This window comes from Litorivita pollutaquae (assembly GCF_003205515.1).
GTDB classification, from domain to species: domain Bacteria; phylum Pseudomonadota; class Alphaproteobacteria; order Rhodobacterales; family Rhodobacteraceae; genus Litorivita; species Litorivita pollutaquae.
Map to the genome: position 1 here is coordinate 346603 of NZ_KZ826481.1, position 16042 is coordinate 362644.

Consider the following 16042-nt stretch of genomic DNA (forward strand, 5'->3'; position numbering starts at 1 on the left):
GGTGGGGAAACTGCGGGCTACAATGCCTTGAAAACTCCACGCTTGGGTCCAAAAGGTTAAGTTTTCCGAAGCTATAATGACCGGGATCGGCTTTAATGACCGCAACCCAACGGAGCCCCGATGTTTATCTTCACGCTGGTTACCCTCACGCCCGTGCTGCTGTTGGCCACCGCCGTCCTTTTTGGCGCGCCGGTGATTTGGGCAGCGCTGCTCTATATGACGGTATTTTCGTTTTTCTGTGACCGGCTCAGCATCGGCGCAGCGCAAAAGGCCGATCCCGGTGCCGAATTTCCGGCTGGCAAAGGCTTATCGGCGGTGTTGGGTCTGGTGCATCTGCCGTTGCTTGGCCTCGCGGTTTGGGCGGTTGCCGGCCCATCCGGGTTTGACACCCTGGGCCGGATCGGCGCTTTCGCGGCCTTTGGTCTGTTTTTCGGGCAGGTTTCACACCCCAATGCGCATGAGTTGATCCACCGCGCAGGACGGTGGCCGCGCCTGCTTGGAAAACTGGTCTATTGCTCGCTGATGATCGGGCATCACAGCTCGGCACACTCCAAGGTCCATCACATTTGGGCCGCAACCGACCGCGACCCGTCCTCTGCGCCACTTGGATTGGGGTTTTACCGATATTTCCCAAAGGCTTGCATCGGGTCCTTCACCGCAGGGCTGCGGGCGGAAAACCGGATGCGCGCCCGCAAAAACACACCGCCACACCGTTTGAGCCACCCTTATCTATTTTATATGCTGGCCTCTGTACTTTGCTTGATGGCGGCAGCGATTGCCTTGGGCCCAGCGGGGGTATTGGCCCTGATCGGGCTGGGCGGCTATGCGCAGATGCAATTGTTCTTGAGCGATTATGTACAACATTACGGCCTACGCCGGGGACGATTGGCAGATGGAAAGTTGGAACCCGTCGGCCCGCAACATTCGTGGAATGCGCCGCAATGGTTCAGCTCTTCCTTGATGCTCAACGCCCCACGGCATTCCGATCACCACCTCAACCCGCAACGCCCCTACCCCGGGCTGCGGCTTGATCCCGACACCATGCCGATCCTGCCCTATTCCTTGCCGGTGATGGTGTTGATGGCGCTGCTGCCGTTTCGGTTTCAGGCACTGATGGACCCGTTGGCAGCCCCATGGCAACCCCATTGGGAAACCCGTCTTCCCGCTGACGAGGCGGCGGCAAGCAATATTCCGCAAGCCAATTTGCGAGAGACGAAATCCGGTGGCAATGGCAGGCAGGATACGGCTAAACTGCGCCATGACGTTCCCGTTCTCGACCCCCGCGACATCCCGCCAACCAGCCGCTAATCTGACTGCGGGTCTGGCGCTTTGCTTTTATCTTGTTGGCGCTGCCGCCTCGGCGCAGCAGGCAATGACAGGGGCGGAATTCGATGCCTACTCGCGCGGCAAAACCTTCTATTTTGCGGAAGGCGGCACGCCCTACGGCGCCGAGGAGTATCTCGACAATCGCCGTGTGCGGTGGTCGTTTCTGGATGGTGAGTGCAAGGAGGGCGAGTGGTATGAAGACGGTAAGATGATTTGCTTTGTCTATGAGGACCGCCCCGACCCGCAATGTTGGACTTTTGTGCAAAGCGCGGCAGGATTGATCGCCACGTTCCAAAACGATCCCACGCTGACCGAATTATACGAAGTGCAAAAAAGCCCCGAGCCGCTCCTTTGCCTCGGACCAAAGGTCGGAGTGTAAAAGCGCCAAAGGTCGGGGTTTAAAACCCGGCCCAATGGCGAATACGCCGGCAAACGCCCATTCCTAAAATCCTGATGCCATGACCGGGCCAGAGACGCGTGACGCTGCTCCTAGAGCTCGAACGCAAAAAACCGATCCGGCGCGCCGCCCGGTATTAAAATAGGCTGCCCTGTTCGGGCGAGGACTTTTTCGGCGCAGGTTTCGGCACGGTTTTGGATTTTTTCGGTTTGACCGCTTTGGCGGGAGCGGCAGAGGCCGCCGCTTTATCCGCGTCGCCCTGCCCGGCAATCATGCGGCCATCAGCAAATTCAATTTCCAAAATGCCCGCAGCGCGGGCGGCACCGACACCGGTGACCACACCATCCTTCCCGCGCACCACCGCATAACCGCGCGCGAGCGTCGCCTTATAGCTCAGCGTTTCGCGCATCCGATCCGTGGTCTCGACTTGCCCCCGCCAGCCATCAATCTGTCGTTGGGCCGCCCCCGCCATGCGCGTTTGCAGGGCTGTAAAGTCGGCACGTTTACGGGAAATGTCACGGGTCAGCGCAGTGATGTTCAACTTATCGCTGCGGCGGCCCAAGGCTTCGCGTTTGCGCGCGACTGCGCTGTGCAACACCGATGGGCGCAGGCTCGCGCCCGCATCGGCGAGTGTGACGCGCCGCCCTTGCACCACGCGCAGCAGCGCAGCAGGCAGGCGTTCACCCCATGTATCAAGGCGCTGGCGCGGGCCATCCATAAGCGTATCGGCGCGTGGCATGGCGCGGCTCAGATCGCGCAGACGTTGACCGCGTTGCGCCAACCGGTCGGACAAGGCACGGCCCATACGGGCCTCTTGGTCGCCAAGCCATGCCAGCAATTCATGCCGCACCGGCACCGCCATCTCGGCAGCGGCGGTCGGCGTAGGCGCGCGCCTGTCGGAGGTGAAATCAATCAAGGTGGTGTCGGTTTCATGCCCCACCGCCGAGATCAACGGGATATCTGACGCCGCTGCGGCCCGCGCCACACCCTCGTCGTTAAAGCCCCACAGATCTTCGAGCGAGCCACCGCCGCGCGCCACGATGATGAGATCGGGCCGCGGCAAAGCCCCGCCGGCGCTCATCGCATTAAACCCTTCGATGGCGCGCACCACATCGGCGGGGCATTTCTCGCCCTGCACCGCAACGGGCCAGATCAGCACCTTGCGCGGGAACCGGTCGCGCAAACGGTGCAAAATATCGCGGATCACCGCGCCCGAAGGCGATGTCACAACCCCGATCACTTCGGGCAGATAGGGCAAAGGTTTCTTGCAGCTTTGATCGAACAATCCTTCGCCTGCCAATTTTTCCTTGCGCTTCTCCAACATCGCCATGAGCGCGCCAACACCCGCCGGCTTGATATCCTCGATCACCAATTGGTATTTCGATTGCCCGCCGAAGGTGGTGATGCGGCCCGTGGCGACGACCTCCATCCCCTCTTCGGGACGGGTGGCGATGCGGGCGGCCACGCCTTTCCACATCACCGCCGAGATCACCGACTTGTCGTCCTTGAGATCCAAATAGACATGACCCGAGCGCGGAAAACTACAGCGCCCGATTTCGGCGCGGATGCGCACATGGGCAAACTCGCCCTCAATCACCCGTTTGATCGCGCCGGAAATTTCCGTAACGCTGAATTCGGGGGCGTTTTGCCCCGGAGTGGGATCGTCGAGCAGATCGGACATAAGCGGGCCTTCGGTCTTGAGCGGTCATATGGGCGCATAACGGCGGCGCGGCTTGCGGGTCGCGCGCGTGCAGTCTAGAACGCCGCCAAGCAAAGGCCAAGCAGGAGTGCGCCCGATGAACATCCTTATCCTTGGCGGCGGTGGCCGCGAACATGCTCTGGCTTGGGCCGTGATGCAAAACCCCAAATGCGATAAATTGATTGTTGCACCGGGCAATGCCGGGATCGCCGCAATTGCCGATTGCGCCTCGATCGACATCGAAAACGGCGCAGCCGTGGTCGGGTTTGCCGAAGAAAATGCGATTGATTTTGTTATTATCGGACCAGAGGCCCCTTTGGCCGCCGGGGTTGCTGACCGCTTGCGCGATGCGGGGGTTTTGGTCTTTGGCCCGTCCGAAGCGGCCTCGCGGCTTGAAAGCTCGAAAAGCTTCACCAAAGAGATTTGCGATGCGGCGAACGCGCCCACGGCAGGCTATGGCCATTTCAAAGATGCCGCCGCCGCCAAGGCCCACATCCGCGCCAATGGCGCCCCCATCGTGGTCAAGGCCGACGGTCTCGCCGCCGGCAAGGGCGTGATCGTGGCAATGGACGAGCAAACCGCATTGGACGCCATCGACGATATGTTCGGCGGTGCCTTTGGCGGCGCGGGCGCAGAGGTGGTGATTGAGGAATTTATGGAAGGCGAAGAGGCCTCCTATTTCATCCTGTGTGACGGCGAGGACGCGCTGCCCATCGGCACGGCCCAAGACCACAAACGCGCCTATGACGGCGACGAAGGCCCCAATACCGGCGGCATGGGGGCCTATAGCCCGGCGCCGGTTCTAACCGATGCGATTGCCGAAAAAGCGATGGAAGAGATCGTGCGCCCGACCTTGCGCGAAATGGCCGCGCGCGGCACCCCCTATCAAGGCGTGCTTTATGTGGGGTTGATGATCAAAGACGGGCAACCACGGCTTGTCGAATATAACGTGCGTTTTGGCGATCCCGAATGTCAGGTTTTGATGATGCGCCTTGGCGCGCAGGTGTTGGATCTGTTGCAAGCCGCCGCCGAGAGCCGTTTGAAGGAAGCGCAGGTCAATTGGGCCGACGACCATGCTTTGACCGTTGTCATGGCCGCAAAGGGTTATCCGGGAGCCTATGAAAAAGGCACCGAAATTCGCGGATTGTCTGCTCTGCCCGAAAGCGGTGACCAGATGTGTTTCCACGCCGGCACCGCCAAGAAAGACGGCAAGATCGTCAGCGCCGGCGGACGGGTGTTGAACATCACAGCGCGCGGCGCGAGCCTCAAGGAAGCACAAAAGGCAGCCTATGACATGATTGACGCGATTGATTGGCCCGAGGGCTTCTGTCGCCGCGACATTGGATGGCGCGCGCTTTAACGGTGGCCGAGGCGAAAGCCGCCGGATACTACAACCCGAATTGAACGCTGACGACTGCGCCCCCTCCCCATGCGGCGGGCCGCCCGGGCAATGCCCATGCAGAACACGGCATGAGAAGCGCTCACTTCCGTTAAAAAAGCAAAAGGGGCCGGTCATCTCTGACCAGCCCCTTTATTTTATTGTTACTGCGCGGCGGCTCAGTCGCCGACGTTCGTCGTCTTCAGGTAGTTGAAGAACTCGCTATCAGGGCTCATCACCATCGAGGAGTTTTGACCCTGCAGCGCACCGCGGTAGGCTTGCAGCGAGCGGTAGAAGTTGAAGAACTCCGGATCGGCACCATAGGCAGCAGCGAAAATCGCCGAGCGTTTGGCATCCGCCTCACCGCGAATGATCTCCGACTGGCGCTTCGCGTCCGAAACAATTTCCACCTGCGTCCGGTCCGCTTGGGCCCGGATCCGTTGTGCGGCTTCGTTACCGCGCGCGATCTCGTCGGCGGCTTCGCGTTCACGCTCGGCCTCCATCCGCGCGAAGGTGGCATCGAGGTTGGCAGAGGGAAGATCGGTGCGTTTGAGACGCACATCGATGATCTCGAGCCCCAGATTGCGCGCCTCTGCAATCGCTGCATTGCGAATGCGCAACATCAAAGTCGCCCGATCCGAAGACAGGATTTCATTCGAGGAGACCGAACCGAGCACTTCGCGTGTTTCGGCACGCAGGATCGAATCGAGGCGGCTCTCGGCAGAGCGGATCCCGCCAGCGCCGACCGCTTGGCGGAACTGTTCGACATCGGCGATGCGGTAGCGCGCAAAGGCGTCTACTTCGAGGCGGCGGTCATCAGATGGCGTGATTTGCAAGGTCTCGACATCACGGCTGAGGATCCGGTCATCATAGCGCACGATCGTCTGCACAAGCGGCAGCTTGAACGCCAAACCGGGGTCTTCCTTAACCGCGACCACGCGCCCGAATTGCAAAACCAGGGCTTTTTCGCGTTCATCAACGATGAACAGCGACGACAATGCGCCCGCGATCACAAGCACCAGAACAGGTATGAGTAATGTGGTTTTACGCATCTTAATTGCCTCCGCCGGTGTTGGATTTACGCAGCTCGCCAAGCGGCAGATAAGGCACAACGCCCTGACCGCTATCGCTGTCCATGATCACCTTATCAACGTTGCCAAGCACCTCTTCCATGGTCTCCAAATAAAGCCGTTTACGGGTCACTTCGGGGGCTTTTTGATATTCGGTGAGAACGGCAGTAAAGCGGCTGGCTTCACCTTCGGCCTCGTTGACCACACGGGCGCGATAACCTTCGGCTTCTTCGAGCACCTGCGCGGCTTCACCGCGGGCGCTGGCAAGAACCTTGTTGGAGTAGGCATCGGCTTCTTTTTCCAAACGGTCCCGGTCTTGCTCGGCCGATTGCACCGCGAAGAAGGCTTGCTTCACCTTCTCGGGCGGATCGGCTTTGTCAAAGTTCACACGCACCACGTTGACGCCGCTATCATAGCTGTCGAGGGTGTTCTGGATCAGCTCTTTGAGGCGGTCGGCAATGATGCCGCGATCACGGTTGAGGATCGGCGCGAGTTCCGATTGCGCGATGATCTCGCGCATTGCCGATTCCGACACCGCGCGAATGGTCATCTGCGGATCCCGCAGGTTAAACAACAGTTTCTCGGCGTTGTTGATATTCCACACGACCTGGAAGTCGATATCGACAATGTTCTCGTCGCCGGTCAACATCAGCCCCGCCTCGGAGCCGCGCGCGCCCACACCGATGTCTTCGGTGCGTTCGCTGGTGACCGAGATCACTTCGGCGGTGACAACAGGCCACGGCGCAAAGTTCAAACCGGAGTAACCAATGCAGGGCGAATTACATTTACCAAGGAACAATTCAACCGACTGCTCTTCGGGCTTTACGGTGTAAAAGCTGGCAAAGGCCCAAAGGCCAACAGCTGCCAGCACGCCAAGCCCAATTGTGCCACGGGTGATGCCGGGGCCTTGCGGGGATTGCCCGCCGCCGCCGGTGCCACGCCCGCCACCATTGCCGCCGCGTCCGCCCATCAGGACACGCAGCTGCTCTTGGCCTTTTTTCATCAGCTCTTCGATCTCGGGAATCTGTGGACCCTCCTCAGGGGGGCGTTTGGGGCCGCGATTGTCATTGTCGCCGCCTCCATTACCACCCGAATTGCCACTGCCGCCCCAAGGGCCGCCTGAATTTCCAGCCATATACCTCTTCCCTTCTAAAACCTGTCTCGCCCGCGCGTCGCGGATTGCTGTCAACATGTGCGTGCGAGCGCTAATATTCAACCGTTTACCGGTCTTTGCCGCGCCGCTTTGGCGCCGCTGCTTGGATTATTTATGTGTGCGCGTCGGATTGCGCATGGTGACCATCTCTTCGGCCATGGTCGGATGCACGGCGCAGGTGCGATCAAAGTCTTCCTTGGTCGCTCCCATTTTTACGGCGATGCCTGCCAATTGGATCATTTCGCCCGCAGCGGGCGCGACGATATGGCACCCCAAAACGCGGCGCGTATCGGCGCAAACCACCAATTTCATCAACACGCGATCGGCGCGCCCGGCGAAACTTTGCTGCATCGGCTTGAAGGAGGAGCAATAGACTTCGACCGGCCCCGCATCGCGTGCCTCTTCCTCGCTCAAACCCACGGTGCCCATTTCGGGTTGGGTAAAGATCGCGGTAGGGATCAAATCGTGGTCCGGCTTGGTCGGATTGCCTTTGAACACGGTTTCGACAAAGGCCATGCCTTCGCGGATCGCCAGGGGGGTCAAATTGGCGCGGTCGGTGATATCTCCCACGGCATAGATCGACGGCACGGAGGTTTGGCTATAGCCATCGACATCGACCTCGCCTTTGCGCCCCAATTTCACACCCGCCGCTTCAAGGCCCATATCATCGGTGTTGGGCACGCGGCCGGTGGCAAAGAACACCTGATCAAAGCTGTGCTCGGTGCCGTTGGTCGCCTTGACGGTGATTTTCTCGCCGTTTTTAGAGAGGCTCAAGATATCGGTGCCAAGGTGCAAATCGATGCCGTTTTGGATCATCTCTTCGCTGACCAATCCGCGCGCCTCGTCGTCAAAACCGCGCAAAACCTGCGCGCCACGATAGAATTGCGTCACCTTGCTGCCCAGCCCGTTGAGGATACCGGCGAATTCACAGGCGATATAGCCGCCGCCGATGATCAAGATGGTTTCGGGCAGTTTGTCCAAATGGAAAATGTCGTTCGAGGTGAGGCCCAATTCCGCTCCCTCGATGTCGGGTTTCACGGGGCGGCCACCCATGGCCAACAAAATATGTTTGGCGGTCTTTTGCGTGCCATCGGCCAAACGCACCGTATGGGCATCCACCACCGAGGCCCGTTGATCAAAGGTTTCGACACCCGATCCGGCCAAAAGGTTGCGGTAGACCCCTTCGAGACGGTCCAATTCGCCCTCGAGCTTGCCGCGAAAGGCGGTCCAATCGAACCCCTCATTGGTCATTTTCCAACCATAGGCCGCCGCGTCATCGCATACGCCCGCATATTCAGAGGCAAAGACCATCAGTTTTTTCGGCACACAGCCCCGGATCACGCAGGTGCCGCCATACCGGTCCTCTTCGGCCAAAGCGACCTTTGCGCCCGCCTCGCCTGCGGCCACTCGCGCGGCCCGCACACCGCCGGAGCCGCCGCCAATTACAAACAGATCATAGTCAAAAGTCATGGGAGGTCCCTTTTCGATGGACAAAGTGGTCTCGCTCAGAGCGCGTTATCAATACTGTATCGCGACGGGCTGTCCACCCCGAAGCGTCCAGCACACCTGGCCTGATCATGCAAAATGCCGGCCCCGGCGATCACAGTTTCGTGCCCATGAGGCACCCCGACAGCCGCCGTAAAGCCCGGCCAATGCAACCCGGCGCATCCGCCCTTGGCGCGCCGCCTAGTCCAGCAAATCGCTAAACAGGTTGTCGCTCTCTAGAAAATCCAGTTTGTCGGTTTCGACCGTGCCCGCATTGATATCGCGGACTTCGACGCGGCCATCGCCATACCCGATGATCACCGCATCACAGATGTCGATAAACAACCCGTTTTCCACCACGCCCGGCATTTGATTGAGCACCATCGCCAATTGCCGCGCATTGCCGATACGGTTCAAATGCAGATCAAGGATGTGGTTGCCTTCGTCGGTGACAAACGGCACTTCGCCATTCATCCGCAAGCTCACATCGCGGCCCAGAACATCCATCGAGATCAAGGTTTCCTCGACCAAAGCCCGTGTGGTTTGCCACCCGAAGGGGATCACCTCGACCGGCAAGGGAAATGCACCCAATTGCCCCACTTCTTTGCCGACATCCGCGATGACCACCATTTGATCCGAAGCCGTCGCCACGATCTTTTCTTGCAGCAAAGCGCCGCCGCCCCCTTTGATCAGGTTCAGATCGGCATCGAATTCATCCGCGCCGTCGATCGTCACATCAAGCCACTTGGCCTCATCGAGAGAGATCACCTCGATCCCGACCTCGCGGGCCAATTCGGCGGTGCGGGTCGATGTGGGCACGCCGCGGATCTTCAAACCTTCCTCGCGCACCATTTCGCCAAGGCAGCGCACCAACCACGCCGCCGTCGATCCGGTGCCAAGCCCGACACGCATGCCGTCCTCGACATAATCACAGGCCCGTTTCGCCGCGACGAATTTAGCTTTATCAATGGGGGACAGTTCTCCGGGCATTGGCGCATCTCCTTATTGCCCGCATCTTATAGGCAATTGCCGCGCAAGGCGCGAGAGGGATCGCGCCGGAAAATGCATGCCTTTGTCAATTAATCGCGCAAGCGTGCCGGAGCCGAAATGCCCGCGTGTGATTCCCTCACCCGGCGCAATCACCTCGCATCTGCGCGCCGCCGCCTTCAGCCATCGCCGTGCCAGCCGCAACAATTGCACAGAATTCCGCCATAACACTCCGTGTTGCGGTACCGCCGGAAACCGGCCCGCAGCCACATCCCAACCTACCGGCATTGGCAAAAGTTAGGCCAGACAAACGCCCGCACGGCCCCCTGCCAGCCCCTGACCTGCGCGCCCCGATAACGCGCGCCAAGTTGCCGAAAAATCGGAAAAATTCCTATTCACCGACGTCATACAGGGCCATCCACCGCGATGCGCGTCGCCCGCATGCGCGCCGCAGCACAGCGCCGCATGTCAGCAAAGGATCGGCCACATGGCGCACCACACAACCAAAGCGCGCACCCAAAAAGCAGACCACACGCCCGAATAAAGTGTTGATCCACGCTAGTTACACGCATAGGGTGAGCAACATGACACAGGATAAACCTCTTCTCGGCATCGGCTTGATGCTCATTTTTTGCCTGATGGCGCCTTTCGGGGATGCCGTTGCGAAGATGATCGGTGAGCGCGTCGCGCTCGGTGAAATGCTCTTGGTCCGCTTCGCGGTGCAGGCGCTGGCGCTTGTTCCCATCATAGCGGTGACCGGACGGGCATGGCGGATGAGTGGCCGCGTTTTGGCATTGACCTTTGTGCGCACGCTTTTGCACGTTGCGGCGATCGGGTTCATGTTCACGGCTCTCCAATACCTGCCACTGGCCGATGCGGTGGCGATCACCTTTGTCATGCCCTTCATTATGCTGGTTCTCGGACACCGTTTCTTGGGCGAAGAGGTCGGGCATCGCCGCCTGATCGCCTGTATTTTCGGATTTCTGGGCACGCTCTTGGTGGTTCAACCCAGCTTTGTCGAATTTGGCTGGCCGGCATTGTTGCCGCTGGGCGTGGCAGTGACCTTCTCGGCCTTTGTTCTGATCACACGGCAGATTGCCAAGGACACCGACCCCATGGGTTTGCAAGCCGTCTCTGGCGTCATGGCGACGGTCATGATCATTCCGGTGTTGCTGATCGGTGCCTCGCAAGAGATCCCGGTGTTTGAATTGGTGCAACCGGATACCCTGACCTGGGCGCTGTTGATTGGAGCGGGTCTTTTGGGATCCTTCGCACATCTTATGATGACCTGGGCCCTGCGCTATGCCCCGGCGGCGACATTGGCCCCGATGCAATATCTGGAAATTCCCTTTGCAACCTTCTTCGGCTTTATCTTCTTTGGCGATTGGCCGAACCAAATGGCCACGATTGGCATTGCCATGACGATGACTGCCGGGCTGTTCATTGTTATGCGCGAGCGCTCCACTGCCCAACATCAGGAGCCCGAGCAGAGCCAAGAAGCGCTGATGGAAGCAGAGGCAGCGCAGCACGCGGCAGAATAAGCAGCATGCGGGGCGCGTCGACTTCGACCGTGACCTGAACCTCCTGCCCGTCCTGCGCCGCCGCCTTCGCATCTCCGACCTGATTTGACGTGCCGATCCGACCCATAGGGTCAAATTCGATACCCTCAATCGGCCATCTCAATCCATCGGACCGCCCACGCACCCGGCCCATGGGGTAAAGAGAGAACCGCATGCCGTGCGGCAAGGCGGCAGTGAATCTCGGCGGCGCCAGCAGCACCAGATCACTTTCTCCGACCACGACACAGGGCCGCTCAGGGCGTTGCATCAGGCTGGAATAAACCGCCAGTTGGTGATCCACCTGTGGCCCTGAAAATCCCACAGCAATCATCAAAGGCGCGGCGACATTGCGCAGCGCCTTATCGAAATCGGTGCTGTCCTGCTCTGCTATCCGGTGCAAGCGGTCAGGCGGCACCTGCTGGGCATATGCGCCGATGCTGTCCAGATCGCCGATTACCGCGTCGGCTTCGCCAGCGTGATTCAGCACATGCCGCAGCCCGCCATCGACCGCTACAATATGCGGCGCCAGTGCTGTTGCTTCATGCCACAGCCCGTCAGGCAACGATCCGGCCCCAACCAGCAAGATTGGTTCTGTTTTGTGGACAATCACGTCAAACTTCCGTTTCTAATGGACCTATCAAGCATAACGCCACATTCCTGCCATGAAATGATACGGTAAATATCGCATCTTCGATCAGAAATCGACTTGGCCTTCATGGTAAACCAAACCCTAGCAGGCAACCGCAAAAGCGAGCTAGACAATGATAAATACGAGCAAAATTCTTACAGTTTCCTACGGCACCTTTTCGTGCACGTTGGAAGGATTTGACGATTCTTTTGATACCATGAAGGCGATTGCCGAGTATTTCCGGGATTTGGCCGCCGACGACCGCTATTTTGGCGCAGAGCCGCCCACACCGGATGCCGAAATGTTGGCCCGCATCGCCGAACGCGAGGTTGAACGCCGCGTCGAAGCCTATATGGATAAGGGTAATATCGTGTTGCGCACCAGCGAGGCGGCCTCTACGCCCGCCCCTCTTGCGGCCCCCGCAACCGCCCCGTTTTCCGCCCCCGCGTCCCCGGCCACGCCTGCGCCTGCGGCCGATCAAGCGGTTGATGCCTCGCAAACGCCTGCCCCGAAAAGCGACGCAAAAACGGCTTCCGAACCCGCGCCGCATGCTGATGCCCCGACCGCCGCTGAAACGCCCCATGTCAGCCCGCTTGCCACGCCCGCGGCGCCGGAGAATGCCACGGAAACCGATTCGTCCGATGTTGCTGAAGATCGCGCCGAATTTGAAACCGCCGCAGTTTCGCCCACCCCGCTCCCGGTTCAGGACACGCCGCAAGACAACATCGCTGCCACAGCTCTCAACGAGACGACCGAATCGGCTGCCGCGCCCGAAGCCGATCTGGAGGATGCGGATCTGACCAAAGCCGAGGTGGCCGAGGCTGCGGACACATCCACCGTCGAGACCGCACAGGTGGAGGAAAACACCGAGATCCATGAAGAGGTTGCATCGCAACACACCGCCGATGTTGAGGGCGAGAACAGTGCGCTTGAGGAAGCCGATGCGGCCAACAGCACCGAAACGGTCGAAACACCCGATACCGCCGCAGCAGAGGTCGCCCAGACCGAAGCCATGACCCTCGCCGCCATCGCCGCCCGTGTCGCCAATCCCGCGCCGTCCGCAGACGCCGCCACCACGGTAGACAGCACCGAAGCGCCCCACACGCCCGTGACCCATCCGGATCAAAACAGCGTGGCAGCCAAACTGCAGCGCATTCGCGCCGTGGTATCCAAAACCGAGAGCGAGAGCGCCGACACCAGCTACACCGAGGACCAGCACGCCGACGCTGCCATAGACACGCCCGCCGAAGAGCACGCCGGAAGCGCCTCTGCGGCAGAAGCCACGGCGGAAACCCCCAGTGAAGTTTCGTCGATCCTCGCACGTCTGAGCCGCGAGCATCACGCCGAAACCGCGATGTCGCCGATCACAGAAGATCCCGCGACGGATCACGCGGCCGACGACGTCGATGCGCAGGATGCCGCCGCCTCTGTCGATGCACAGCCTCGCCCCGAGGCAGAGATTGAAACGCAAGTGGAGGAGATTCTCAATGACGAGATCACCGATGCCATCGTGCCAGACGATGCAGCCGATGCAACATCCGCTGCGGATCCGGAGACACACCGCGATGAGGACAGCGAAGACGCCTATATAGAAGTCGAGGAAATCGTCGATCCCGCAGCGACGGCCGCCCCCACCGACCAAACGGTTCACCCGCTCCGCGCCCGCGTGATTCGCATGAAGCGCAGCGAATTTGATGCGGCGCTTGCCGCCGGTCAGATCGAAGAAGCCTATGACGACGAAGGCGACGTGGATCTGGATGGCGATCTGGATGACGACCTCGATGGCATCACCGATGGCGATCCTACCGAGACCGCAACCGCGCCAGACAATTCAACGCTGAGCCAAGCGGAAGAAGCCGAATTGCAACGTGAGTTGGCCGCAGTCGAGGCGGAGCTTGCTGAAGACACAGCCGCCGCAGAACAATCGCCGCCCCCCGCTGCCGAACCCGAAGCCCCCCGCGAAACCGAGACCGAGGAGCCCGCCGCGCGCGGCGCATCGCGTTTGCGGGACAGCCAACCGGATTTGAACCGGATGCTGGAGAAAACCGAAAGCCAGATGGACGAACCTGACGGCTCCCGCCGCCGCAACGCCATCGCACATCTGCGCGCGGCGGTTGCCGCAACCAAAGCCGAGCAACGCGCCGGAACCTCGCTCAAAGAAGAGCGCAAGGACGATGCCTATCGCGGTGATTTGGCCGACGTGGTCCGCCCGCGCCGACCACACACCGGCCCCGCCGCCCGTTCTGCACGCCCCAGTGATGCCCGCCCCGCGCCGTTGAAATTGGTGGCCGAGCAACGCGTCGATGTCTCCGCCGAACCGGTGCGCCCGCGGCGGATTTCAGTGACCGAATTGGCCGCCACGCAACCGCCCGCCTCTGCCGAAGTTGCCGAAGCGCTTGAAAAAGCAGGCAGCTTTGCGGATTACGCCGAAAATGTCGGCGCCAGCAAACTGCCCGATCTTCTCGAAGCGGCGGCGGCCTATTTGTCGTTTGTGGAGGGGATGGAGCAATTCTCGCGTCCGCAATTGATGACCAAGGTGCGTCAGGTCGAAGCCGAGGATTTCAGCCGCGAGGATGGGCTACGCTCTTTCGGGCAATTGCTGCGCGCGGGCAAGATCCGCAAAATCAAAGGCGGACGTTTTCAGGTGTCCGACGAGATCGGCTATCGTCCAAGCGAGCGCGAAGCCGGTTAACACCGGCGCGCAAGCGCCCACAGATACAGCAAAAGGCCGGTCCCATAGGGGCCGGCCTTTTTCATTAGACTTCTTTCATTAGGCTTGAAAAATCTACACTATTCGTCCGGATCCGCGTCCGGATCCGCTTGCCCGACGCCCTTGAAGATGAACTTGAACGGCAACGCCCAAAGGAGCCCGAGCACGACATAGACCAGCAGTTCGACCAAGATGCCCGGCCGATCCAGAAAGCTCACCAAGCTGACCGCCGCCACCACGTAAAGTGGCAGACCGATCAGCAAGATCACCAAGGACCAACGACGGCGGGCTTTGTAACTGAGCGACATCGGCTCAATCCGCGAAAGGGTCGGTGACGAGAATGGTATCGTCGCGCTCTGGCGATGTCGAAAGCAAAGCCACCGGACAATCAATCAATTCCTCGATATGACGCACATATTTGACCGCATTGGCGGGCAATTCATTCCAGGTGCGCGCGCCTTCGGTGCTTTCGGACCAGCCATCCACTTCCTCATAAATCGGGGTGCAGCGCGCCTGCGCATCTGCCGCCGTGGGCAGATAATCAAGTCGTTCCCCATCCAGCTCATAGCCGACACAGATTTTCAGCGTATCGAACCCGTCGAGCACATCGAGCTTGGTCAGGCAGATGCCTTTCACGCCCGATGTGGCGCAGGTCTGGCGCACCAAAGCCGCGTCGAACCAACCGCAACGGCGTTTACGCCCGGTGGTGGTGCCGAATTCATGACCCCGTTCACCAAGACGTTGACCATCCGCATCGTCCAATTCGGTCGGGAACGGGCCTTCGCCGACGCGGGTGGTATAGGCTTTGACGATACCGAGGACGTAATCAATCGACCCCGGACCGATGCCCACACCGGTGGCCGCTTGGCCCGCGATCACATTCGAGGAGGTCACAAACGGATAGGTGCCAAAATCAATATCGAGCAACGCGCCCTGCGCACCTTCAAACAAGATGCGTTTGCCCTCTTTGCGCTTCTCGTTCATCACCTTCCAAACCGGAGCGGCATAGGCCAGAATTTGCGGCGCGATCTCGTTGATACTATTCAACAAAGCGGCGCGATCGATCGGGTCGACCCCCATGCCTTTGCGCAGCGCATTATGGTGTTCCAAGGCGCGATCAACGCGGGCCTCAAGCGTGGCCGGATCGGCCAGATCCGCCACACGGATGGCGCGGCGGCCGACTTTGTCCTCGTAGCACGGGCCAATGCCGCGGCCGGTGGTTCCGATCTTGGTGCCCTTGGACGCGGCCTCTTCGCGGGCACGGTCCAATTCGCCATGATAGGGCAAAATCAACGGCGCGTTTTCCGCGATCATCAATGTTTCAGGCGTGATTTCCACGCCTTGCTTGCGGATCGTCTCGATCTCGCCAAGCAAATGCCACGGGTCCAGCACCACGCCATTGCCGATCACCGACAATTTCCCGCCGCGCACCACGCCGGATGGCAAGGCGTGCAATTTGAACACCTCGCCTTCAATGACCAGCGTGTGACCGGCATTGTGCCCACCTTGAAAACGCGCGATCACATCTGCACGCTCGGAGAGCCAATCTACGATCTTGCCTTTTCCCTCATCGCCCCATTGGGCGCCGACGACGACGACGTTTGCCATGGTGATCCTTCATGTGTGGAATCTGTTTCAAACCCGCGCCGG

General features: G+C 60.1%; 13 protein-coding genes. 5 read left to right on the top strand and 8 right to left on the bottom strand.

What is annotated here, in order from left to right:
* Positions 1-120: 120 nt before the first annotated feature.
* A complete protein-coding gene (locus DI396_RS01610; RefSeq protein WP_110794396.1) occupies positions 121-1308 on the top strand; it encodes an alkane 1-monooxygenase in 1188 nt (395 codons plus the stop codon).
* A gap of 64 nt (positions 1309-1372) precedes the next feature.
* Positions 1373-1705: a hypothetical protein gene (locus DI396_RS01615; protein WP_110794397.1), complete on the top strand. Its 333-nt coding sequence runs from the start codon at positions 1373-1375 to the stop codon at positions 1703-1705.
* Positions 1706-1859: 154 nt separating this feature from the next.
* Here the strand turns inward: DI396_RS01615 and xseA are convergent, their stop codons facing one another.
* Positions 1860-3404: an exodeoxyribonuclease VII large subunit gene (gene xseA, locus DI396_RS01620; protein WP_110794398.1), complete on the bottom strand. Its 1545-nt coding sequence runs from the start codon at positions 3402-3404 to the stop codon at positions 1860-1862.
* A gap of 115 nt (positions 3405-3519) precedes the next feature.
* Between xseA and purD the strand changes: the two genes are divergently transcribed.
* Positions 3520-4782, top strand: a complete 1263-nt coding sequence (gene purD / locus DI396_RS01625) for a phosphoribosylamine--glycine ligase (RefSeq protein ID WP_110794399.1) — start codon at positions 3520-3522, stop codon at positions 4780-4782.
* Between the two features lie 197 nt (positions 4783-4979).
* Here the strand turns inward: purD and hflC are convergent, their stop codons facing one another.
* The 4 genes from hflC to rpiA form a co-directional block, all read right to left on the bottom strand.
* Positions 4980-5852, bottom strand: a complete 873-nt coding sequence (gene hflC / locus DI396_RS01630) for a protease modulator HflC (RefSeq protein ID WP_110794400.1) — start codon at positions 5850-5852, stop codon at positions 4980-4982.
* Position 5853: 1 nt separating this feature from the next.
* Positions 5854-7005 (bottom strand): FtsH protease activity modulator HflK, encoded by a 1152-nt coding sequence (gene hflK / locus DI396_RS01635; protein WP_110794401.1) that lies wholly within the window; start codon positions 7003-7005, stop codon positions 5854-5856.
* A gap of 126 nt (positions 7006-7131) precedes the next feature.
* Positions 7132-8493, bottom strand: coding sequence for a glutathione-disulfide reductase (gor, locus tag DI396_RS01640; RefSeq protein WP_110794402.1), 1362 nt, complete (start codon positions 8491-8493; stop codon positions 7132-7134).
* A 216-nt stretch (positions 8494-8709) separates the two neighbouring features.
* Positions 8710-9498, bottom strand: a complete 789-nt coding sequence (gene rpiA / locus DI396_RS01645) for a ribose-5-phosphate isomerase RpiA (RefSeq protein WP_110794403.1) — start codon at positions 9496-9498, stop codon at positions 8710-8712.
* A gap of 581 nt (positions 9499-10079) precedes the next feature.
* On the opposite strand from rpiA, the gene DI396_RS01655 reads away from it, so the two are divergent.
* Complete coding sequence (locus DI396_RS01655; protein ID WP_110794405.1) at positions 10080-11036, top strand: DMT family transporter; 957 nt, start codon at positions 10080-10082, stop codon at positions 11034-11036.
* Here the strand turns inward: DI396_RS01655 and DI396_RS01660 are convergent.
* Positions 10942-11664: a thiamine pyrophosphokinase gene (locus DI396_RS01660; RefSeq protein WP_110794406.1), complete on the bottom strand. Its 723-nt coding sequence runs from the start codon at positions 11662-11664 to the stop codon at positions 10942-10944. The two genes, DI396_RS01655 and DI396_RS01660, sit on opposite strands and share 95 nt — an antisense overlap.
* 151 nt (positions 11665-11815) lie before the next feature.
* Between DI396_RS01660 and DI396_RS01665 the strand changes: the two genes are divergently transcribed.
* The gene (locus DI396_RS01665; RefSeq protein ID WP_162617122.1) at positions 11816-14374 is read left to right on the top strand and encodes a ribonuclease E domain-containing protein; all 2559 of its coding nucleotides are present in this window, start codon (positions 11816-11818) and stop codon (positions 14372-14374) included.
* 98 nt (positions 14375-14472) lie between these two features.
* On the opposite strand, the gene DI396_RS01670 is transcribed toward DI396_RS01665, so the two are convergent.
* Both DI396_RS01670 and DI396_RS01675 read right to left on the bottom strand, forming a co-directional pair.
* Positions 14473-14700: a DUF2842 domain-containing protein gene (locus DI396_RS01670; RefSeq protein ID WP_110794408.1), complete on the bottom strand. Its 228-nt coding sequence runs from the start codon at positions 14698-14700 to the stop codon at positions 14473-14475.
* A 4-nt stretch (positions 14701-14704) separates the two neighbouring features.
* Positions 14705-16000: an adenylosuccinate synthase gene (locus DI396_RS01675; RefSeq protein WP_110794409.1), complete on the bottom strand. Its 1296-nt coding sequence runs from the start codon at positions 15998-16000 to the stop codon at positions 14705-14707.
* Between the last annotated feature and the right edge of the window lie 42 nt (positions 16001-16042).

Bases quoted from the DNA above. Each gene is read 5' to 3' on its own strand.
- DI396_RS01655 (WP_110794405.1), top strand. From the start codon at position 10,080: ATGACACAGGATAAACCTCTTCTCGGCATCGGCTTGATGCTCATTTTT.
- xseA (WP_110794398.1), bottom strand. From the start codon at position 3,404: ATGTCCGATCTGCTCGACGATCCCACTCCGGGGCAAAACGCCCCCGAA.
- DI396_RS01665 (WP_162617122.1), top strand. From the start codon at position 11,816: ATGATAAATACGAGCAAAATTCTTACAGTTTCCTACGGCACCTTTTCG.
- gor (WP_110794402.1), bottom strand. From the start codon at position 8,493: ATGACTTTTGACTATGATCTGTTTGTAATTGGCGGCGGCTCCGGCGGT.
- hflC (WP_110794400.1), bottom strand. From the start codon at position 5,852: ATGCGTAAAACCACATTACTCATACCTGTTCTGGTGCTTGTGATCGCG.
- purD (WP_110794399.1), top strand. From the start codon at position 3,520: ATGAACATCCTTATCCTTGGCGGCGGTGGCCGCGAACATGCTCTGGCT.
- DI396_RS01675 (WP_110794409.1), bottom strand. From the start codon at position 16,000: ATGGCAAACGTCGTCGTCGTCGGCGCCCAATGGGGCGATGAGGGAAAA.
- DI396_RS01670 (WP_110794408.1), bottom strand. From the start codon at position 14,700: ATGTCGCTCAGTTACAAAGCCCGCCGTCGTTGGTCCTTGGTGATCTTG.
- DI396_RS01615 (WP_110794397.1), top strand. From the start codon at position 1,373: ATGACAGGGGCGGAATTCGATGCCTACTCGCGCGGCAAAACCTTCTAT.
- hflK (WP_110794401.1), bottom strand. From the start codon at position 7,005: ATGGCTGGAAATTCAGGCGGCCCTTGGGGCGGCAGTGGCAATTCGGGT.
- DI396_RS01610 (WP_110794396.1), top strand. From the start codon at position 121: ATGTTTATCTTCACGCTGGTTACCCTCACGCCCGTGCTGCTGTTGGCC.
- rpiA (WP_110794403.1), bottom strand. From the start codon at position 9,498: ATGCCCGGAGAACTGTCCCCCATTGATAAAGCTAAATTCGTCGCGGCG.